Source organism: Aeromonas molluscorum, from assembly GCF_051376105.1.
GTDB lineage: Bacteria > Pseudomonadota > Gammaproteobacteria > Enterobacterales > Aeromonadaceae > Aeromonas > Aeromonas molluscorum.
In genome coordinates this window covers 120,758-140,431 of record NZ_JBPQCY010000001.1, presented here as the reverse complement: position 1 = coordinate 140,431, position 19,674 = coordinate 120,758, and the positions used below count along the sequence as shown (strand labels likewise).

Annotated in this window: 19 protein-coding genes; 6 read left to right on the top strand and 13 right to left on the bottom strand. The window is 60.7% G+C overall.

What is annotated here, in order from left to right; translation table 11 throughout:
* Nucleotides 1–55 precede the first annotated feature (55 nt).
* On the top strand, nt 56–529 hold the full coding sequence (locus tag ACSMDR_RS00630; protein WP_436466668.1) for a DUF2919 domain-containing protein: 474 nt from the start codon (nt 56–58) through the stop codon (nt 527–529).
* A gap of 91 nt (nt 530–620) precedes the next feature.
* Here ACSMDR_RS00630 and ACSMDR_RS00625 read toward each other — a convergent pair whose 3' ends face one another.
* Nucleotides 621–1,397, bottom strand: a complete 777-nt coding sequence (locus ACSMDR_RS00625) for a hypothetical protein (RefSeq protein ID WP_436466667.1) — start codon at nt 1,395–1,397, stop codon at nt 621–623.
* A 145-nt stretch (nt 1,398–1,542) separates the two neighbouring features.
* Nucleotides 1,543–2,697 carry a murein transglycosylase A gene (gene mltA, locus ACSMDR_RS00620; protein WP_436466666.1) on the bottom strand — a complete coding sequence of 385 codons (1,155 nt, stop codon included), beginning with the start codon at nt 2,695–2,697 and terminating at the stop codon, nt 1,543–1,545.
* Nucleotides 2,698–2,847: 150 nt separating this feature from the next.
* Between mltA and ACSMDR_RS00615 the strand changes: the two genes are divergently transcribed.
* Nucleotides 2,848–3,093 carry a DUF1289 domain-containing protein gene (locus ACSMDR_RS00615; RefSeq protein WP_005898434.1) on the top strand — a complete coding sequence of 82 codons (246 nt, stop codon included), beginning with the start codon at nt 2,848–2,850 and terminating at the stop codon, nt 3,091–3,093.
* A gap of 141 nt (nt 3,094–3,234) precedes the next feature.
* Here ACSMDR_RS00615 and fruA read toward each other — a convergent pair whose 3' ends face one another.
* The 3 genes from fruA to fruB are packed head-to-tail and all read right to left on the bottom strand — an operon-like array spanning nt 3,235 to nt 7,063.
* Nucleotides 3,235–4,959, bottom strand: coding sequence for a PTS fructose transporter subunit IIBC (gene fruA / locus ACSMDR_RS00610; protein WP_436466665.1), 1,725 nt, complete (start codon nt 4,957–4,959; stop codon nt 3,235–3,237).
* Nucleotides 4,956–5,963, bottom strand: a complete 1,008-nt coding sequence (pfkB, locus tag ACSMDR_RS00605) for a 1-phosphofructokinase (RefSeq protein WP_436466664.1) — start codon at nt 5,961–5,963, stop codon at nt 4,956–4,958. Before pfkB ends, fruA begins: the two co-directional genes overlap by 4 nt.
* The gene (gene fruB, locus ACSMDR_RS00600; protein ID WP_436466663.1) at nt 5,963–7,063 is read right to left on the bottom strand and encodes a fused PTS fructose transporter subunit IIA/HPr protein; all 1,101 of its coding nucleotides are present in this window, start codon (nt 7,061–7,063) and stop codon (nt 5,963–5,965) included. Before fruB ends, pfkB begins: the two co-directional genes overlap by 1 nt.
* 336 nt (nt 7,064–7,399) lie before the next feature.
* On the opposite strand from fruB, the gene cra reads away from it, so the two are divergent.
* From cra to ACSMDR_RS00585, 3 genes are all read left to right on the top strand, one after another.
* Entirely contained in the window at nt 7,400–8,383 is a 984-nt protein-coding gene (gene cra, locus ACSMDR_RS00595; protein ID WP_436468161.1) for a catabolite repressor/activator, read from the top strand.
* Between the two features lie 409 nt (nt 8,384–8,792).
* Nucleotides 8,793–9,986: an aromatic amino acid transport family protein gene (locus ACSMDR_RS00590; RefSeq protein WP_436466662.1), complete on the top strand. Its 1,194-nt coding sequence runs from the start codon at nt 8,793–8,795 to the stop codon at nt 9,984–9,986.
* Between the two features lie 228 nt (nt 9,987–10,214).
* Nucleotides 10,215–10,481, top strand: coding sequence for a DUF3955 domain-containing protein (locus tag ACSMDR_RS00585; RefSeq protein ID WP_436466661.1), 267 nt, complete (start codon nt 10,215–10,217; stop codon nt 10,479–10,481).
* A 92-nt stretch (nt 10,482–10,573) separates the two neighbouring features.
* Here the strand turns inward: ACSMDR_RS00585 and ACSMDR_RS00580 are convergent, their stop codons facing one another.
* The 3 genes from ACSMDR_RS00580 to prmB all read right to left on the bottom strand — a co-directional run bounded on the left by ACSMDR_RS00580 (nt 10,574) and on the right by prmB (nt 14,417).
* On the bottom strand, nt 10,574–11,968 hold the full coding sequence (locus ACSMDR_RS00580) for a DEAD/DEAH box helicase (protein WP_436466660.1): 1,395 nt from the start codon (nt 11,966–11,968) through the stop codon (nt 10,574–10,576).
* Nucleotides 11,969–12,383: 415 nt separating this feature from the next.
* Nucleotides 12,384–13,472, bottom strand: a complete 1,089-nt coding sequence (gene aroC, locus ACSMDR_RS00575) for a chorismate synthase (protein ID WP_436466659.1) — start codon at nt 13,470–13,472, stop codon at nt 12,384–12,386.
* A 9-nt stretch (nt 13,473–13,481) separates the two neighbouring features.
* A complete protein-coding gene (gene prmB, locus ACSMDR_RS00570; RefSeq protein ID WP_005898818.1) occupies nt 13,482–14,417 on the bottom strand; it encodes a 50S ribosomal protein L3 N(5)-glutamine methyltransferase in 936 nt (311 codons plus the stop codon).
* A 66-nt stretch (nt 14,418–14,483) separates the two neighbouring features.
* On the opposite strand from prmB, the gene smrB reads away from it, so the two are divergent.
* Nucleotides 14,484–15,008, top strand: coding sequence for an endonuclease SmrB (gene smrB / locus ACSMDR_RS00565; protein ID WP_005898819.1), 525 nt, complete (start codon nt 14,484–14,486; stop codon nt 15,006–15,008).
* Between the two features lie 229 nt (nt 15,009–15,237).
* Here the strand turns inward: smrB and ACSMDR_RS00560 are convergent, their stop codons facing one another.
* The 5 genes from ACSMDR_RS00560 to ACSMDR_RS00540 form a co-directional block, all read right to left on the bottom strand.
* Nucleotides 15,238–15,447, bottom strand: coding sequence for a DUF4287 domain-containing protein (locus ACSMDR_RS00560; protein WP_436466658.1), 210 nt, complete (start codon nt 15,445–15,447; stop codon nt 15,238–15,240).
* 61 nt (nt 15,448–15,508) lie between these two features.
* Nucleotides 15,509–15,907, bottom strand: a complete 399-nt coding sequence (locus ACSMDR_RS00555) for a GFA family protein (protein WP_040319047.1) — start codon at nt 15,905–15,907, stop codon at nt 15,509–15,511.
* Between the two features lie 280 nt (nt 15,908–16,187).
* Nucleotides 16,188–17,639, bottom strand: a complete 1,452-nt coding sequence (locus ACSMDR_RS00550) for a chitinase (RefSeq protein WP_436466657.1) — start codon at nt 17,637–17,639, stop codon at nt 16,188–16,190.
* A 326-nt stretch (nt 17,640–17,965) separates the two neighbouring features.
* Entirely contained in the window at nt 17,966–19,150 is a 1,185-nt protein-coding gene (locus ACSMDR_RS00545) for a methyltransferase (RefSeq protein ID WP_436466656.1), read from the bottom strand.
* Between the two features lie 137 nt (nt 19,151–19,287).
* A complete protein-coding gene (locus tag ACSMDR_RS00540) occupies nt 19,288–19,617 on the bottom strand; it encodes a YbaB/EbfC family nucleoid-associated protein (RefSeq protein WP_005898824.1) in 330 nt (109 codons plus the stop codon).
* Between the last annotated feature and the right edge of the window lie 57 nt (nt 19,618–19,674).

The window sequence follows — 19,674 nt, the reverse complement described above, 5'->3', positions numbered from 1 at the left end:
CGGGCCCCAGTCCCCATATCTGTTGCACAACTCATCCATGATCCCTTCGCCACCCATGACCCTCTATCCCGAACACCGTTACGATGACCATGGTCAGCTGCGCCCGCCGCTGTGGTTCTGGCCCATCAGCCTGCTGCTGACCCGCTCCGTCTGGTTGTTCATAATGGCTGGCGCCAGCCGCCAGGGGGGCAGCGACATCCTGGCCCTGCTCTACCCGGAGCGCTGGAGTCTCTATGTGAGCCTGCTCACCGACCTGCCAGCGCTCTTGGCTCTGTTGGCCTGTGGCGGCACCTTCTCCAATCCCAATGGCTGGCGTGCTCGCCTGCGCCGCTTTAGCCCTGGCCTGCTGCTCAGCTCGGCCCTCACCGGCCTCATCATCCAGTGCCATGCCCTGATAAGCCTTGGCTGGCAATTTAGCTGGGCCAACGCGCTGGTACTGATCGCCAGCCTCTGGTGCCTCTGGTATCTGCTCAGGAGTCGTCAACTGCGGGAATACGCGGCGGACAAACCCCACATCCCGAATGCTTGAGACTGTGCCATCTAGCCGAGACAGCGCCGTGATCCGTTCCCGACAACCCGAGCTGATCAACATAGGGTTGCCCCGAACAGGGCAATAAAGATTACTGGACAGGCGTCACCCGAATGGCGAGGGTCTGCTGCTGGCTATCCTGGCGTATCTCGGCTCCTGAGATGGCCCCGACCCCACCTCCTTGACTCTGCTGACTGTTGGCCAGTGCCCCCACCTCGACCCATTGCCCAGGGGCGACATTGAGCTCGGTATCGCTCTGCCCCCGCTCCGGCAACCCTTGCCGCAGGCTGGTCTGCTCGCTGGAGAGCCGGATCAACACCTGTTCTCCTACCAGGATCGCGCTGGCATAGAGGCCATTGACGATGGGCAGTAGTGCGGTGACTCTGCCTTCGCGCCAGCAATAGAGACTGACGGGCTGATAGCTGCCCATCTGCAACAATACGGGTCGCCCCGACAGGCCACGAACCTGCCAGGCTTGCCGGCCCTGTTCACTGCCTTGCTCCAAGGCGCCTCCCGCGTGCCAGTCACCACTGCGACGCTGCCTGACCCCCAAGGCCGTACTTTGGGTAGCGCGCTGCTGCGAGACCCGCCACTCGATAAGCAACATCTGTGGTGGCTGGTTGAGGCGCGCCACCAGCTGCTCTGCCTCCTCGAGTTGTTGTGGGCTGCCGCTGAGCACCAACTGGTTGCCCATGGCACTCACCCCGAGGCTGGGATTGAGCTCGCGCAAAGTGTGCATCAATCCCTCCGGCTCAAAGACGGTAATGACCTTCACCTCTGCGCGCACCGGGACAACCATCAACAGCGTAAGCAACAGGCTCAGCCAGAGGGATCTGACGCTCAATGTGTTGTGCCAACGTCTCTGCATAGGGCTCTCCTGTCGTGATGCGCTCTATCACAGGCTCACCCTTGCGGGGCTATTTTGCCAATGACTGGTCAAAAAAAACCGCCGATAACGGCGGTGTTAGCGTGGCTCAACTCAGCCTCTGGCGACCAGCCAGAGGCCTTCGTTGTCAGAGCCAGGGCGCGGCCGTGGGGCCATGCCCCAGACCCAGCTTCCAGACCCGGCCAAAATGCTTGTAGTGACCGGCGGCCACGCCCGCTTTCTCCCCCATCCCATGGTAGAGGTCCAGATGACCGCGCTTGACGGCTCCACCGGTATCCAGGGCGATGAGCAGGCGCAGCTGGTGTTTGCCGGTCCAGTTGCCCTCCCCATCGAGCAGGGGTACCTCGGCCAGTATGGGAGTACCCATGGGCAGCAAGCTGCGATCGGCGGCGACCGACGCCATGGCAAGCAGCGGGATACCGGCAGAACCAATCACGTCATTGGTTGGGCGCCGCTCGAAGAAGACATAGGAGGGGTTCTGCTCCACCAACTCTTTCACGTTGGCTTCCGGCTGGCTGTTGGCCCAATCCTTGATGGCCTTGAGGGACATCTGCGCCTTGGGTACTTCCCCCCTGTCGATCAACACCCGGCCAATGCTGACGTAGCCATGACCGTTCTTGCCGCTGTAACCCAAATACTGCAGGCGGTTATCATCGCCATAGTGCACGAAGCCCGATCCCTGGACATCCATCAGGAAGTTATCGATGAGTGACTTGCTGTAACCCAGCTCCAGGCCACGATGGGCCAGGGCGCCTTGATGGATCTGGGCGCGGGAGGGGCAACGGCCACCGCAGTTGGGCATGGCGTAGATGGGGTACTTGAACTCGCCATCCGGACGATGGCGCACTTCCAGCACCGGCGAATAGTAGCCGGTGAACAGCACGTTACCCTGTCGATCTGCGCCGCCCATCTGCGCCAGGCTGATACCGTACTGACCGATGCGGGCAGGATCCCCTCCCTGAGCGGCCCAGCGTGACAGCTGACGGTAAAGCTCACCATAACGGTTCGCCATCCGGGTAGAACGATTTATGACCAGCTGGCTCTGGGCCTGAAAGCGGCTGAAATCATGAGGGGCCTGGCTGTTGACCCCTGTGACATGCACCAGGTCGCTGGGCAAGGTGCCATCGAGGTACTGCTTGCCCAGGTTCTCGGCCGGAGTGCAGTTGAGAAAACAGGCTTGTTCGTCGGCCTTGGGTTGAGAGAGTGGCGCCGGCTGCGGGTCGCCGGCACAACCGGCCAACCCCAGCACTGTTGCCGCTAACCAGTATGCGTGTCTATTCATAAGTCCTCATTTAACACCGAGTGCCAGATCCGGCGTGGAAGATGCCAAATTTACCTCTGGAAAGCAAACGGCCAGCTCCCTGCGGCAGACTATTTTTCCAAACCATATCATCTGGGTTATAACAGGGTAACAAAGCATGAGGAGCCAGGCATGGAACAGCTGGAAATCTTCCCGCTACAGAGCCCCTGTATCGGGGTCTGTCAGGCAAACAACAAGGGCTACTGCAAGGGATGCTTTCGCAGCAGGGAAGAGCGTTTCAACTGGCTCAACATGAGCCCGGATCAGCAGCAGGATGTGATGCGGTTATGCCGGGGACGCAAGGCCCGGATACTGGCCGCCATGCGCAAAGCCCAGGAACAAGAGCCACCTTCGCAGCAGCAGGGTTGGGACTTCTAACCCCGGCTTTCGGGCGCCGCGCCATCTACAGGGTCAGGGCGATCCTCTTCGACCTTTTCTCTTCCTTCACAAAAAAAGGCGGCCCCAGGGCCGCCTTTCTCATCATACTTCTCTGCCGCGGATACAGCCGAGGTCATGGCATTATGCCGTGGCCAAGGTGGCTGGTGTCTCGGCGCGTTTGAGCATGGCGTAGCTCACCCCGGTCAGCAGGGAGCCCGCCGCGATGGCCACGATGTAGAGCCACACATGACTGATGGCATTGGGGATAAAGAGCACAAAGAGACCACCGTGGGGCGCCACCAACTCACAGGCAAACAGCATGGAGAGTGCACCTGTCAGGGCGCCGCCCACCATGCAGGCCGGGATGACCCGCATCGGATCCTTGGCCGCGAAAGGAATGGCCCCCTCGGAGATGAAGCACAGGCCCAGCACGAAGGAGGCCTTGCCCGCTTCCTGCTCCGTCTTGATGAACTTCTTGCTCGCCAGGAAGGTAGCAATCCCCATGCCCAGCGCCGGTACCATGCCCGCCGCCATCACCGCCGCCATAGGCGCATAGGTCTTGGAAGCGAGCAGGCCGACCCCGAAGGCGTAGGCCGCCTTGTTGACCGGGCCACCCATGTCGAAACACATCATGGCACCGATGATGACCCCCAGCAGTACGGCATTGGCCGAGCCCATGTTGTTGAGGAAGGTGGTCATGGCATTCATGATGTCGGCAACCGGGCCGCCAACCACGTAGATCATCACCAGACCGGTAAACAGGCTCGCCACCAGAGGAATGATAAGAATGGGTTTGAGCGCCTCCAGGGTCACCGGCAGACGTACCTTGTCACTCAAGAACTTGGCGCAGTAACCGGCCAGGAAACCGGCGACGATGCCGCCGAGGAAGCCGGCGCCCAGGGAGCTGGCCAGCATACCGCCTATCATGCCAGGTGCCAGACCGGGACGATCGGCGATGGAGTAAGCGATATAACCTGCCAGCACCGGGATCATCAGGGCAAAGGCCGAGGCACCGCCGATCTTCATCAATGCGGCCGCCAGTGTGCCCTCTTCCTTGAACGCCTCAATCCCGAAGATGAAGGAGATGGCGATGATAAGCCCCCCTGCCACCACCATGGGCAACATGAAGGAGACCCCGGTCAGCAGATGCTTGTAGGGACCGGCCTTCTCCTCTTTCTTGGTCACAGCACCACCGCTGTGACGATAAACGCTGGCCTGCTGCCACGCCTTGTCCAGTTCGCTGCGAGTCTTCTTGAGCGCAGCCCCGGTACTGGTGTGGTAGAGCGGCTTGCCATCGAAGCGAGCCATGTCCACCTCGATATCGGTGGCGAGGAACACCAGATCGGCGGCGGCAATCTCCTCCGCCGTCAGGGCATTTTGCGCACCGACCGAGCCTTGCGTCTCGACGCGGATCTCATAACCGAGTTGCTTGGCGGTATTTTCCAGCGCTTCGGCAGACATGAAGGTGTGGGCCACCCCGGTCGGGCAGGCGGTGACGGCGACGATACGCTTGCCCGCACTGACGGCAGCGGGTGCCGTTGCGCTCGCCACATGATGGTAAGGCTTGGCGCCTTCCCGGGCGGCCTCCAGCACGGCGGCGGGATCTTGCAATGCGGCGTCCATCTCGGCGCGGTAGAGCCGCTTGCCCTCATAAGCGGACAAGTCTACCGGCGTGCTGGCCGTCACTATGACAAGGTCGGCCTCGGCAATCTGGGCCGCCGTCGGCGCACGGTGCGCCGCTATGGTGGAGTGGATGTCACCGACCAGGCTCCAACCAGCCTGTTCGGCCTGTTGGGTGAGTCGTTTGGCGACGAGGAAGCTGGTGGCGATGCCCGCCGGGCAGGCCGTTACCAAGATAGCTTTCATTGGGCATCTCCTGTGGGTGTGTATGGTGTCGCATCCTGGGCACCTGCCCGCCGAGTATCCATGGCGGTTTCGTCATCCAGTTGCGTGATGGTTATTTGTTCAAGAATGGGGGTCAATTCGTCTTGACTGGCAAAGCCGACGGCAACCTGGCTCACCGCCAGGGCCGAGACGGCAGTGGCCAGACGCAGGGTCTGCGCCATGGGCCAGCCCAGGCTCAGGCCATGGGCAAGGCCTGCCACGAGCGAGTCACCGGCACCAACCGTGCTCACCACCTGCATGCGTGGCGGTCTGGCCTGCCACGTCTCGCCATCGCCAAACCAGATCACCCCTTCGGCGCCATTGGAGATCACCACCTGGCTCACCCCTTGCGCCTGCAAGGCGCGGGCGCACTCGGCCTGCTCATTGAGGGTGCGGATGGGACGCCCTGCCCACTGACTGAGCTCCTCCAGATTGGGTTTGATCAGGGTGGGCCCGGCGCTGATCCCGGCGCTCAGAGCCGCGCCGCTGCAGTCAAAGATGACCTGCTTGCCACGCAGCTTGAGGGTGGTGATGAGGTGGGCGACGTGTGCTGTCTCGACGCCTTTGGGCAAGCTGCCCGCCAGCACAAACCAGTCAGCCTTTTCGGCCAGCTCATCAAGCAGGAGATCAAGGGCCGCAATGGCTTCGGGTGCAATGTCGAGCCCCGGCAAGTTGAGATCCGTGACGCGGCCGGAGTGCTCGGACACTTTGACGTTGATACGGGTGCTACCCGGGACGCGAACGAAATGATCCTCCAGTCCCTTCTGGGCAAACAAATCGACGAAGGCGTGTTGATTGTCGGCACCGAGCCAGCCGGTGAGGGCCACATCGCGGCCCAGATCCTTGAGCACCATGGCGACATTGATGCCCTTGCCTGCCGCGCGCAGGGAGGCTTCACGCACCAGATTCACTTCGCCAGCCTGCAATTGGTCGAGGGAAGCGGTGAGATCCAGGGCCGGATTGAGGGTGATGGTGACGATGTTCATCAGTGCGCCCCCTCCCCCAGCCCGGCAGCAATGGCCTCGCCAATGCCACGCAGTGCGGCCTCTGCGTCAGCCCCTTCGGCACGAAACTCGAGTCGGTGGCCGCACTTCACCCCCAGGCCGATGACCTTCATCAGGCTCTTGGCGGAGACGGCTTCACCGCTGCCATCCAGGTTGGCGACCCGAATATCCGAACCATACTCCTTGGCAACCTTGACCAGCATGGCACCGGGACGAGCATGCAGACCATGGGGATTGATGATGGTGAAGGTGTCTGCCAATCCCTTGGCTGGCCCGTTTTGCAGCAGTGCTATCCCGTCACTTCCCGCCAGGGCGTCAAGTTGACCGGCAGCGGCCAGGGCCGCCAGGTTGTCGAGCTGACTCAGGTGAGATTCATCTTTGCCACACAACAGCAGCAAGGCCTTCACCTCAGCCGCTTGCTGGCAGATGGCATGGCTCGGTGTGGCCAGGACCCAACCACATTGCTGCGCCTTGGCGCTGGCCAGCCAGATGCCTTGCCCCAGCGCCGTTGGCTTGCTCGCCATCAGGGCGGTCACCATCTCGGCCCCCCCCCAACCCGCTGACTTGGCACGGGCCGCTGCGCCCAGCAGCAGCTGGTCGGCATCATCGGCCGGAAAATCGGCGAGACTCAGGTACTGCACCTCGGTCGGTGCGCTCGCCCCCGTGAGAATGTCGATGATGGTGGCGGCATCTTTGGCATCCTTGAGGGCCTGGGCTGCCAGCTCGTCCCCCAACACATGAGTGAGCTGGCGCAAGATGCCGAGGTGTTCATCTGACTTGGCGGCGATGCCGATGGCCACATAGGCGATCTGCCCGTCATCCCACTCGATCCCTTGCGGGAACTGGGCCACCATGACCCCCGTCTGTCTGACCAGGTGGCGGGTATCCGTGGTGCCGTGGGGAATGGCAATACCGCTGCCAAGGTAGGTTGCGTGCTGGGCTTCACGAGCCAGCATGCCATCCACATAGCCCGCCTCGACCAGACCTGCCTGGGTCAGTCGCTCGGCCAGCAACGCAATGGCCTCCTCCTTGCTCGCGGCGGTCTGGTTCAACAGGATCTGCTCTTGCGCCAACTTCAACATGCTCTCTCTCCATCCGCTTGAGGCGGCCGAGGCGGCCACCTGGATTGCGCTCAATGATAATGCTCTGTGACTAAGGGTCGGATGACCCACGCTTGCCCTGCTCACAATAGACCGGATCGCATCCCACTGGTGGATCTGTCCTCTGTTTGTCTTTGCCTACTGACAAGCTGAATCGTTTCACTTACACTCAGACTGAATCGTTTCAGCTATTTGATCAAGTCCCCGCACTTCACCTTGTTCAATGATATGATCCGGCGCACACTTTTCGAGTCAGAACAGGGTCAGGAGGGCGGGATATTGTTACCGGAGAGAGCCAAACAAGACAGGGCCAACAAGATGAAACTGGATGAAGTGGCAGCCCTCGCTGGTGTCTCGCGCACCACGGCCAGCTATGTGATCAACGGCAAGGCCGATCAGCACCGCATCAGTCAGGCGACCCGTGACAAGGTGATGGCCGTGGTCGATGCCCACAACTATAGACCCGACAGTCGCGCCGCCTCCTTGCGTGGCGGCCAGACCCGAACCCTGGGTTTCATACTGCCGGATCTGGAAAACGCCAGTTATGCCAAACTGGCCAAGCGGCTCGAGCAAGGTGCCCGTGCCCGGGGCTACCAATTGCTTATCGTCTGCTCGGAAGATGAGCCGGATACCGAGAAGGCGCTGTGCGACATGCTGGTAAGTCGCCATGTGGATGCCTTGCTGGTGGCAAGTTGCCTGTCGCCGGAAGATCCCTGGTATCAGACCAAACAGGCCAGTGGCACCCAGATCATTGCCATCGATCGGACCATGGCGCCGGAACACTTCATCAGTGTGGCCAGTGAGAACCGCAAGGCATGCGAGGAGCTGACCGCCTCCCTGCTCCAGCCAGATCTTGCCCATATCGCCTTGATCACCGCACTGCCGAGCCTGACGATCAGTCAGGAGCGCCGGCTCGGTTTCTTGCAAGCCCTTGCGGGGTGCAATGCCCAGTATCATCTGTGCGAGGGACTGCACTTCTCCCGCGCCGAAGGCTATCGGCTGATCAGTACCCTGCATCATGAGCTGGGCGCCCTGCCCCCGGCCCTGGTGACCACCTCCTACATCCTGATGGAAGGGGTGCTCGATTATCTGATCGAGCAAGAGGCAGACATGAGCCAACTTGCCATGGCTACCTTCGGTGACGATCGCCTGCTCGATTTCTTGCCCTTTGGCATCAACTCCCTGCCCCAGCGCCATGACGAGCTGGCGGCCCTGGCACTGGATCTGGCCTTCCAGGCCATCACCGGCGACTATCGCAGCGGCCTGCACCATATAGCCCGCAGCCTCAAACGCCGCCGCTGACCCCCTCTGCCCCGAGCAAACCCAAACCGCCCTCGGGTTTGCTCTCCCTTAGATCAGATCCCCTCTTTACCGGATGGCAAGCGCCCAACGTTTGCTGCCGGTCAGGCCACCCCATCCTCCCCAGTAATCACTGACTTCATCACTGCCGAATTTCTCACCACCCCAGTCATCACTGTCAGCATTTATTTCCAGTTAATGGCGAAAAGAATTACACATCCACCTATTGCGGGCTTGTTTACCCCATTTTGATCCGTTAGCTTGGCAATCTCTTTTTACAAACGACAGGTTTTGAGTACAGATGCGTCTACTTCGATATTGCTAGCCTTCGGACCGGACCCGAAGGCGCACCACCCTGTTTTGCTCCAAGCCGCCCGCGCGGCCTTGTTATCCTCAATATCGGATTGGACTCATGAATACCAAGACTCTCGGATGTACCCTGCTTATCGCCGGTACCACCATAGGCGCCGGCATGCTGGCGCTGCCCCTTGCCTCTTCCTCTCTGGGTGGCCCCGCCACCCTGGCATTGATGTTGGGGCTCTGGGCCCTGATGGCCTTCACCGCCATGCTGCAAGTCGAAGCCAGCCTCAGTACTGGCAAGTGGTATCTTCACCAGCTGGCGGATCAGTTACTCGGCCCCTGGGGCAAGCGCGTCGCCTCCTTCTGCATTCTGATGCTGTTCTACTCCTTGGCCAGCGCCTATATCAGCGGCGGCAGCAGCCTGCTGGTGCAAGCACTGGCTGATGTGGGTATCTCCTTCAGCCAAGGTCAGGCCGCCTGGGCCTTTACTCTGTTGTTTGGCGGCATGGTCTGCATCGGCACCAAACAGGTGGATTACCTCAACCGGCTGATGTTCGCCGTGAAACTGGTGATCATGGTGGCAGTGCTGGCGCTGCTCTTGCCCCGCGCCGAAGGGCAGCACCTGCTCTCCCTGCCCCTCGGCCAGGGCTTGCTGCTGGCGGGCCTGCCGGTCATCTTCACCTCATTCGGCTTTCACGGCTCCATCCCGAGCGTGATGCTCTATCTCGGCGATTGCCCCAAGCGACTGCGCCGGGTGTTCGTGTGGGGCTCAGCCCTGCCGCTGATCCTCTATGTCTTGTGGCAAGTGGCCATCCTGGGCCTGCTCGGCCAGCAGAGCCTGCTGGACAATGGCGGCGCGCTGGATGGTCTGCTGGCCCAGATAGGCCACCTGGTCAACTGGCCCCTGTTCAACCAGGCCATGCACCTCTTTGCCGATCTGGCGCTGGCCACCTCTTTCCTCGGCGTGACCCTGGGACTGTTTGATTTCATGGCCAAGGTGAGCAAGCGCGATGACAACGCCAGCGGTCGCCTGCAGACCGGGCTTATCACCTTCGTGCCACCGCTGCTGTTTGCGCTCTACTTCCCGCAGGGCTTCATCATGGCTCTGGGTTACGCTGCCATTGCCCTGGCCATACTGGCGGTACTGCTGCCGGTGGCGCTGGTGTGGCAGAGCCGCAAGCAAGCCGAGCCGCACCACTACCGCGCGCCAGGTGGCGTGCTGGCGCTGGGTGTCGCCGGTGCCATGGGGGTATTGATCGTCGGGGTGCAGCTGAGCGTCAGCCTGGGGCTGTTACCCGCCCTCTAAGCCCTCCCCATGATGAACTGCAAAAAGCCCCGCCAACGCTGTTGGCGGGGCTTTTTCACTCCTGATAACCTCTGGTGTCCGGCATGATGCGGGGACAGACAAGGCGGGCTCAGGCCAGGATGGCGTATCAAGCGAATTGCCTATTGGGGCGCCGCTCTTCAGTCCCGCTTCACACTCCCTTCACTCGGCCATGACAGGCTGGCGCCTCTTCCAGGACCACGAGAGAATATGATGATGAAACTGGCGGCGCTGTTCACGGCACTCGGTGTAAGCTCCCTCATCACCTTTCACCTGCTTGGCTCATTCGTGGACAGCCAGGGTTACCTGCATGAGCCGTTCGGCCTGCTGCCCATCGGCTACCTGTTCATTTTCATGGGGATACTGCTCGCCCTCTTCGGCGCACTCAGGACATTTTGCAGGCAGCGGCGCATGAAGCGGATAAGCCCCCATCTGAAGCAACATGCAAACCATGCCGAGCCTAGGCTGAAACTCTAGGCCCCGATGAACCGCAAATACAAAAAAGCCCCGCCAGATTGGCAGGGCTTTTTATATCAACCTGTGAGCTAGGGAGGGATCTCCTCACCCATTTACTGGTTGTGGCTGGCGCGACGGGGGCGACGAGCCTGGGCCGGTTTGCCTGCACCATCGGCCGGACGTTGTCCGCCCTGCGGCTTGGGCTTGCCACTGCTGCCGGTGCTGGCACCGCCGGAGCGACCACCGCCATTGCCGGAACGACCGGCGCCTTGACGCTGCTGAGGACGCGGCGCACGGCGCTCTTCGCTCGGATCGCGCGGCTCTTTGCGCAGCGGCGCGCCAATGCCACGGGCGATGTTGTCGAGGGTCTCGCGGGAGGCTTCAAAACCGGCAACCTGCTCGCAGGGAATGTTCTGCTTGGTCAGACGCTCGATGGCCTTGATGAGCTTGCCTTCATCAGCAGCAACCAGGGAGATGGCGTGACCGGTGGCGCCAGCACGGCCAGTACGGCCGATACGGTGCACATAGTCTTCCGCCACGTTGGGCAGCTCGAAGTTGACCACTTGCGGCAACTTGTCGATGTCCAGACCACGGGCGGCGATGTCGGTCGCAACCAGCACCTTGACGTTGCCATCCTTGAAACCGGCCAGGGCACGGGTACGGGCGCCCTGGCTCTTGTTGCCATGGATGGCGGCGGCGCTGACGCCGTTCTTGTCCAGGGTCTCGGCGACACGGTTGGCCATGTGCTTGGTACGGGTGAATACCAATACCTGCTGCCAATCGTTGCTGGTGACCAGGTGGCTCAGCAGACCAATTTTGTTGGCCTTGTCGCAGGGGTGAACCAGCTGCTCGATACGCTCGGCGGTGCTGTTGCGCGGTGCCACTTCGATGACAGCCGGGTTGTTGAGCAGGCCGGTGGCCAGCTCGCGGATCTCTTCGGCGAAGGTCGCGGAGAACAACAGGTTCTGACGCTGCTTGGGCATCAGGGCCAGGATCTTGCGGATGTCACGGATGAAGCCCATGTCGAGCATGCGGTCCGCTTCGTCCAGCACCAGTATCTCGACTTCATCAAAACGCACGGCGCCCTGATTGTAGAGATCCATCAGGCGACCCGGGCAGGCAACCAGCACGTCCAGACCACGGCGAGTCGCCATCATCTGCGGGTTGATGCTGACGCCACCAAAGACGACGTGGCTACGGATCGGCAAGTGCTTGCCGTAGTTGCGCACGCTCTCGCCCACCTGGGCGGCAAGTTCGCGAGTCGGGGTCAGCACCAGGGCGCGGATCCGGTTCGGCGACACTTTGCGCTTGCTCTCGGTCAGACGTTGCAGCATCGGCAGGGTAAAGCCTGCGGTCTTGCCGGTCCCGGTTTGGGCCGCCGCCATCAGGTCACGGCCAGCCAGTACGGCCGGGATCGCTTGCAGCTGAATGGGGGACGGGGTGTCGTAGCCTTGTTCGGCAACGGCACGGAGCAAAGGCTCGGCCAGACCGAGGGAAGTAAAACTCATAGTTACCTGCTAGGGATTTGGGGCGCCGGGGATTTGTGGTGGGGCTCCTCTGCCGAGCCGATGCCATCTCACAAGAACTGGGCCTATTGAGAAAACAACGATTTTCCCCGGGGAGCAGAGCAAAGGGGAAAGAATAGAGGCCGCAGTCTAGCGGAGTTGACGTCCCGAGACGAGAGAAATGTGACAACTATCGCAACATGATTAAAAAATGGAGCCAATCACATCGGCCGCTAAGTCTGCGGCTCTGTCACCCTGTTGAGGGTGCGCGTCGATGTTTGTCCTGCAACGCATGGGCATCTGATGGCCGATGTACGCCTCGCCGCGGCCCCCAACCGGCCATGGACTCCGGTCCTCGTCAACAGCCCAAAAAAACAGGCAGCCAAGGCTGCCTGTTTCGCATCGACTGCCACTTGCATCAGCGCAGTTGCGGGGTCGCGGTATGGACACCGGCGTTCTGGGCGCGGTGGCGCAGCAGGTGATCCATCAGCACCAGGGCCAGCATGGCCTCGGCGATGGGCACAGCGCGGATGCCAACACAAGGATCGTGGCGACCCTTGGTGATCATCTCTGTGGCCTCGCCGCGAGTATTGATGGTTTTGCCCGGCACAGTGATGCTGGAGGTAGGTTTGAGCGCCATGCTCACCACTATCTCCTGACCTGACGAGATGCCACCAAGGATGCCACCCGCATGGTTGCTGGCAAAACCGGTCGGGGTCATCTCGTCGCGATGCTCGGAGCCTTTTTGCTCCACCACCGCAAAACCGTCGCCGATCTCGACCCCTTTCACCGCATTGATGCCCATCATGGCATGGGCGATGTCGGCATCGAGCCGGTCGAACACCGGCTCGCCGAGGCCCACCGGGACATTGGTCGCCAACACCTGCACCTTGGCGCCTATGCTGTTGCCCTCTTTTTTCAGGGCACGCATGTACTCATCAAGGGCCTCGAGCTTGCCCGCATCCGGGAAGAAGAAGGGGTTTTGCTCTATCTGCTCCCGATCGAAGGCCTCGGCCTTGATGGGGCCGAGCTGGGAGAGAAAGCCGATGATCTCGATGCCATGCATCTGCTTGAGGTACTTTTTGGCAATGGCGCCAGCCGCGACCCGCATGGCGGTCTCGCGGGCCGAGGAGCGGCCGCCGCCGCGGTAGTCGCGCTGGCCGAACTTCTGGTGATAGGTGTAGTCGGCATGACCCGGGCGGAACAGGTCCTGGATATCCGAGTAATCCTTGGAGCGCTGATCGGTGTTCTCGATCAGCAGACCGATGGAAGTCCCCGTGGTCTTGCCCTCGAACACCCCGGCGAGGATCTTCACCTCGTCCGCTTCGCGGCGCTGGGTGGTGTAGCGGGAGGTGCCAGGCTTACGCCTGTCCAGATCGATTTGCAGATCCGCTTCGCTTATCTCAAGCCCGGGCGGGCAGCCATCGACCACGGCGCCCAGCGCCGGGCCATGGCTCTCACCGAAGGTGGAGACCCGAAAGAGTTGGCCAAAACTGTTCCCTGCCATCTGTGCTCCTTAGTTCTTGTAAATCGCGAAATGAGGCTGGTATTGCTCAAGCTCAGCCTTGGTCATCACGAAGACGCCATGGCCGCCATTTTCGAACTCGACCCAGGTAAAAGGCACCTCGGGGAACTGGTTCTCCAGATGGATCATGCTGTTGCCCACCTCGACCACCAGCACGCCATTGTCTTTGAGGAAATCGGCGGCATGGGCCAGCAGACGCTTGGTCAGCTTGAGGCCATCGGAGCCAGAGGCCAGCGCCAGCTCGGGCTCATGACGGAACTCGTCCGGCAGATCCGACATGTCTTCGGAGTCGACATAAGGCGGGTTGGAGACGATGAGATCGTACTTGTCACCGGCCGGCAAGTCCCGGAACAGGTCGGAGCGGATCGGGATGACCTGCTGCTCGAGGCCATGATCGGAGATATTGCGCTCGGCCACATTGAGGGCCTCGACGCTGATGTCGATGGCATCCACTTCCGCATGGGGGAACTCGTGGGCCATGATGATGGCGATGCAGCCGGAACCTGTGCAAAGATCCATGATCCGGGTCGGCTCTTCTTTCAAGAAGGGCTCGAAACGATTGGCCACCAGCTCGGAGATGGGAGAGCGCGGGATCAATACCCGCTCATCCACGTAGAACTCCCAACCGGCATACCAGGCCTTGTTGGTCAGGTAGGCCGCTGGCACCCGCTCCTGCACCCGGCGGATAATGAGCTCGGCGATGCGATGGCGCTCGGTCGGGGTCAGACGGGAGTGGCGCATGCCCGGATCCACGTCCGGCGGCAGATGCAACGCAGGCAGTACCAGCTGCACGGCTTCATCCCAGGCGTTGTCCGTGCCATGACCGTAGAAGATACCGGCGTCGTTGAAACGACTCATAGCCCAGCGCAACATGTCCTGGATGGTGTGCATTTCGGCAACCACCTCGTCGATAAATATCTTGTCCAAATCCACCTCCAAGTCGAGTAATATCCGGCCCGAGCATTCTTATATAGCGAGCAAGACGAGTACCTGATGAAAAAAACGCCTTCACTGACAGACGATGAAAGCCAGCTGTTCCGCGATGCGATAAAAGGTACCCGGAAAATCAAGCAAGATACCTTAAGGGCCGAGTTGCGCCCGGTCAAGCAGAAACGCGAAATGCGTGAGAGCCGCGAAATGCTTGGGGTTGGCCACTTTTTCAGCGATGAATATCAGCCCCATCTGGACGAAGAGGGGCCGACTCGATATGTGCGCGAAGATGTGTCGAAATTTGAGCTGAAAAAGCTCAAGCGCGGCCTCTATCCGCCGGAGATCTACCTGGACTTGCATGGCATGAATCAGAATCAGGCCAAGCAAGAGCTCGCCGCCCTGCTCAGCCTGTGCCAAAAAGAGAACATACATGTCGCCTCCGTCATGCACGGTATCGGCAAACACATTCTCAAGCAGCGCATCCCAAGCTGGCTGGCCCAGCACCCCAATGTGCGCGCCTTCCATCAGGCCCCCCGGGAGTGGGGTGGTGACAGCGCCATTCTGGTGTTGCTGGAGATTGAAGAGTAAAGCCGCGCCCCTGCCCTTTGCAAATGGCCCTGATGTTCGGGGCTCCTGTCCCATTTCAAGCCATCATATATCCCCAGCTCAGCCCTCGTTGATAGACAAACCCTCACCAGCGGCCTTCGGATAAATGACGCCCCGATGCCTGATGACGTCGGGGGATGCAGGATAGCGATGAGACAGGGGGCGCCCGCCAAGCCCTGATTGACACCGCCCAGCAGGGATAGGGAGCGCGCTATCCTTGCGCCAGGTAGTGCGCCACCAATGCATTGGCATGACCATGACCCAGGCCGTGCTCGGTTTTGAGCCAGGCCACCAGGGCCATGTGCTGCTTCTCATCCCGTCCGGCCAGCAAGGCCAACCAATGGCTGACCGGTTGGCCATATCTCTGCTCGATGGCCGGGAAATAAGAAGCTGGCCCCTTCGTCTTGTGCTGTTCATCCATCTTGTCCTCCTTGGATCATGGCGCCGCCCCTGCGGCTTGTTCATATCAACGAGTCGGTGCCTCAGGCCTTGGGAGCAAACTGCTCGAATACCTCTTGCCCGGTGAGGGTCGGCGTGTCGTTTTTCAGTGCGTAGAAGCCCGGTTTTTCGTCGATGAAGATCTGGCAGGTCAGCTCAAAGCTCTGCTCCTGGAATAGACCGGCGGGCAGTATGTATTCCCCGGTGGGCAACAGATGATAGAAAAGGTGGGTGCCACAGGTCGGGCAGAAGCCGCGCTCCGCCCACTCGGATGAGCGATAAGCGACGGGAGTCAGCCCCTTGAATGTGACGCCAGTGCCGCCATGTACCGCGAACATCGGCCCCCCTGACCAGCGCCGGCACATGGCGCAGTGGCACAAGCTGACTTCCTGCTGTTCGTCGCTCGAAACGGCTATTCCGCCACACAGACAACGTCCTTGCATAAAACCTCCATGAACTGCCTTCGGGGCCGGCCCATTGCCGACATCCTATGTCCTTTACCACGCAACGCTCTGCATCACCACTGACCAGACGGTGCCACATTGCCCCTTTGCTACCTTGAATATGCGAACGCAAGCCGGGCCACGCCTTGGCAAGCCATGGCCCTTTTGACAAGCGGGAACCCCATAGCCAACCCGCACGCCATTGTGATGGCCATGCCGACCAATCGATAGAGGGAGACTAGTGCCTCCCTCATGCTATTTCATCTGGAAACCTAATCCCTTAGCTGGCAGGCACAGACGCCCATGGGCCGCCTTTGCTCGGCTCATCCCCTTGCGTCCACCACTTCGCCTGATAAGTGACCCCCTGATGACTCACCTTGTCACCGGCGTTATAGACCTTGGCGGCACCCCAGGCGGGCACACCGCCAACCGGTGGCGTGGTGGGGTCTGTCGGAAGGGGGGCCAGCTCGCTCACTATGCGCACCTTGGGCCAACCGGCATGGGAGCCATAAAAGTTGGTCACGCATTTCTGGTAATCCCCCGGTACAAGGGCAGAGTAGGCTGTCTGAAAACCGACCAGCTCACACTCGAATGAGTAGCCGCCCGGTCTGTCCGCGTAATATTTCCAGTTGCCATCCCAGTTGGTATAGAGCACATCGGTGGCGCCATTGAGGTTCAGGCTGCCATAGGGGGTCTGCTGCCAGCAGGTATTCTTCTCATCACTCGGCACCGGGATCTGGTAATGGGCAGCCAACCCTTCCCAATAGCGGATGCGGTTGACCGGCTGGCCTTTCGTCTTGTTCTGCTCGCCGCACTCTATGCCGCCATTGATGACATTGATGGTGGTTCCAAAGCCGTAGCCAATTCCCGCATCCTGCTCGCGTTGCGAGGGTACCCAAGTGCGATCGATCACATGCAGCATGGCCGGTTTGGGGGCTTGCGGGGTGAGGAAAAACCAGATGGCGGAGGCCAGATTCAGCCAGGAGTCGGCAACCAGCCCCGGGTTGTTGAGCAGCACCGAGGCATCGCCATCAAACATCACCTCGGAGAAGGCGCCATAGTTGAAGTGATATGAGAGCTGTTTGGCGCCCCTGCCGAAGTAGCCCTGACCGGTGGCGCAAGGCCATTTCCTGTTTTGCCAGTCATCCTGGCCACAGCCCGTGGTATAGCCGAGTTGCCCCTCGGACCAGCCCATTTCGCGCACATGGACCAGGGCCTGCTGCCACTCCTCCAAAGCCTGAGGGTTGTCGGAGACGTTCTCCTTGGCGATATGGCCTCCCGTCTCCTGGGAGAAGTGGGCGAAGGCGGTGATGATGGATTTCTTGCAGATCGCATCCGCATTGCGGCCATCCGTGTATTCACCGCAAAAAGCCGGGAACTTGCCAACCGCCCGCAAGAAGCGAAGATAGCTGTATTCCGGTGCCGCCATCTGGGTCAGAAAATCCCATTCGGACTCGGGGAACACACGCTCGACCCGTTTGACGTTATCGGGATTGCTCGCATCTCGTGGGAAAATCGCCTCCACCACAGTGTTGGAGCGGGTGGCCAGCGCTTGGGACCAGAGTGCGTACATGGGATTGGCCGTCTTGGCCTGTGCCGCCGCCGCCACGTCGGCGGCGGCAATCACGTAGCCCCCCGCATTGTCAGGATCGGGCTGGATATTCATGACGGCATGACTTGGGAAGGCACAGGCCGCAGCCACTAACCCTGCACAATGCTTGAGCTTCAACATGGGTAACAATCCTTGTCTCTGGGTGAAATTTCACCCAGAGCATAGGCTGCCCAACAACTAAATTTACAGGGAAAATTAAGAAAGGTTGCCAATGTGTGAGCCATTTCACTCTACGATACGCCCCCATGCTCCCGACCACGCCTTCCAGTCCATTGCGCTGGCGCCCCCCTCCCGGATCCTGCCTGACAGCAGATGGTTTGTGTGATCACAAAAGGGATAAAACGGTGGATCATGGTGATGAGGGCAATCCAGAAGCAGCCCTCATTTAGGATGAAATCCCAGGGAGATTGGGGGTTGGCAGTCAGTTCAGGAACCGCCATCAACGATCAAGAACGCACCGCGCGGATCAGGATGTTGCGCGGCGTCATGGGTTTGGCGCAGAATTCCCCCACTTCAACCCTGTAGCCACGCTCTTGCAAGAAGAGGGCGCGATCCAGGGCGAGCCAGATCTCGAGCGGGCGCCGAAACAGGTGGCGAACCAGCTCCATGCGGGCAACATCCCCATAACGTGCCTCCCCCTGGCCGAGGAAATCAGGGTAGTTGATGGCCTCCGGCAGCACTATGCCCTTGCGTTCGGCGGCCCAGCGGCAGAAGGCCTCGAAGCTGTCGGCCAGCAGGCTCTTCTGGATGTTTGGCACCGGCAGATACTTATCCACACCACGCACCTGGCGTTGCAGGCAGTCAAAGCCCAGCCGCCACACCACTTCCAGTTCACGCAACCGGGCGATGCGGGCACCGCTGGTGACCGTCTCTTGCAGCGGCAGGCGCAAATCGGCCTTGGCCAGTCTTAGGGCGCTATGCTGGGCGGCTTGCGAGAGGGGGCGATAATCGCTGCCCCGGATCAGGTGATAGCAGCAAGGTGAGATGGAGACACCGCTGGCACCGCGCTCGACCACGCCCTCCAGCAGGTGGGTGTGCAGCTCGCCACAGGCATGCAGCGCCATGGCGTGATGTTCTGGGGCAATGAGCGCAGCCGACTCGACAGCGAAAGCATCGGCCTCGATGAAGTGCATCCGGGCGCCATCGCGCATCGCCAGCACCCGGCCCGCCTCACACAGCTGGCCCTGCAGCTCCAGGCTGGTTATCTCGGCACTGCGATGCACCGAGACCAGCCTACCCAAGTGGCCCTTGCCGGCACACCACTCCAGATAGGGGCCCTGATGGGCGGGCAGACAGCCGGTGAAGGCTTCTATCTGCGCCTGCTTCCGTCCCGGCATGTGCAGTGCCATCCCCTTGCCACAATCGATGGGCTCGGGTTCGAATTTCACCAGCTCGCTCAAGTCATGCAACTCGGCTCCACCCGGGATCCAGGGTGCCAACAGCGTGGCCAGTGCCGCCATGTCTCCATCGAGCCGATTGATCTCCCCTAGACTCAGGCCATTGAGCAAGGCGGCCAGATCGGGGGCCTGCCCGGCAAAGGCCAGGGTCAGATGGTGATAGGGCTGATATTGCCACCAGGAACGGGAAGCAGTCAGCAGGTGATCGAGGCGTTTAAAACGTTGGGCCAGCACAGGAGTCTCGGGGTCGGGAGGCGAAAAGAGGGCGTCATTGTAACGACCTTGCCAAAAATAGCACCCGCCATCATGGCAGGATCTGCGCAACGAAAGAGGGGCTCAAGGCCCCTCTTCTTACTCAATTGGCGACTACCTTAGAACGGCAGCTTCATACCAGGAGGCAGTTGCATGCCGCCGGTGATCTCGCCCATCTTGCTCTTGTTCTGCTCTTCGACCCGGCGTACGGCGTCGTTACAGGCGGCCGCAACCAGATCTTCCAGCAGCTCCTTGTCATCTTCCATCAAGGAAGGGTCAATCTCGATGCGGCGTACGCTATGGCTGCCGGTCATGGTGACCTTGACCATGCCAGCGCCCGCTTCCCCTGTCACTTCCAGCAGGGCCAGCTGCTCTTGCATCTTCTGCATGCGCTCTTGCATCTGCTGGGCCTGTTTCATCAGGTTACCCATTCCACCTTTACCAAACATATGTCGTCTCTCGCGTTGAAATCCGGCGACCTGGCCGGGCGTTAGGCTCGTCTGTCC

What these genes read in the sequence shown, in the direction of transcription:
- ACSMDR_RS00630 (WP_436466668.1), top strand. Translation starts at nt 56, where the DNA reads ATGACCCTCTATCCCGAACACCGTTACGATGACCATGGTCAGCTGCGC.
- ACSMDR_RS00625 (WP_436466667.1), bottom strand. Translation starts at nt 1,397, where the DNA reads ATGCAGAGACGTTGGCACAACACATTGAGCGTCAGATCCCTCTGGCTG.
- mltA (WP_436466666.1), bottom strand. Translation starts at nt 2,697, where the DNA reads ATGAATAGACACGCATACTGGTTAGCGGCAACAGTGCTGGGGTTGGCC.
- ACSMDR_RS00615 (WP_005898434.1), top strand. Translation starts at nt 2,848, where the DNA reads ATGGAACAGCTGGAAATCTTCCCGCTACAGAGCCCCTGTATCGGGGTC.
- fruA (WP_436466665.1), bottom strand. Translation starts at nt 4,959, where the DNA reads ATGAAAGCTATCTTGGTAACGGCCTGCCCGGCGGGCATCGCCACCAGC.
- pfkB (WP_436466664.1), bottom strand. Translation starts at nt 5,963, where the DNA reads ATGAACATCGTCACCATCACCCTCAATCCGGCCCTGGATCTCACCGCT.
- fruB (WP_436466663.1), bottom strand. Translation starts at nt 7,063, where the DNA reads ATGTTGAAGTTGGCGCAAGAGCAGATCCTGTTGAACCAGACCGCCGCG.
- cra (WP_436468161.1), top strand. Translation starts at nt 7,400, where the DNA reads ATGAAACTGGATGAAGTGGCAGCCCTCGCTGGTGTCTCGCGCACCACG.
- ACSMDR_RS00590 (WP_436466662.1), top strand. Translation starts at nt 8,793, where the DNA reads ATGAATACCAAGACTCTCGGATGTACCCTGCTTATCGCCGGTACCACC.
- ACSMDR_RS00585 (WP_436466661.1), top strand. Translation starts at nt 10,215, where the DNA reads ATGATGATGAAACTGGCGGCGCTGTTCACGGCACTCGGTGTAAGCTCC.
- ACSMDR_RS00580 (WP_436466660.1), bottom strand. Translation starts at nt 11,968, where the DNA reads ATGAGTTTTACTTCCCTCGGTCTGGCCGAGCCTTTGCTCCGTGCCGTT.
- aroC (WP_436466659.1), bottom strand. Translation starts at nt 13,472, where the DNA reads ATGGCAGGGAACAGTTTTGGCCAACTCTTTCGGGTCTCCACCTTCGGT.
- smrB (WP_005898819.1), top strand. Translation starts at nt 14,484, where the DNA reads ATGAAAAAAACGCCTTCACTGACAGACGATGAAAGCCAGCTGTTCCGC.
- ACSMDR_RS00560 (WP_436466658.1), bottom strand. Translation starts at nt 15,447, where the DNA reads ATGGATGAACAGCACAAGACGAAGGGGCCAGCTTCTTATTTCCCGGCC.
- ACSMDR_RS00555 (WP_040319047.1), bottom strand. Translation starts at nt 15,907, where the DNA reads ATGCAAGGACGTTGTCTGTGTGGCGGAATAGCCGTTTCGAGCGACGAA.
- ACSMDR_RS00550 (WP_436466657.1), bottom strand. Translation starts at nt 17,639, where the DNA reads ATGTTGAAGCTCAAGCATTGTGCAGGGTTAGTGGCTGCGGCCTGTGCC.
- ACSMDR_RS00540 (WP_005898824.1), bottom strand. Translation starts at nt 19,617, where the DNA reads ATGTTTGGTAAAGGTGGAATGGGTAACCTGATGAAACAGGCCCAGCAG.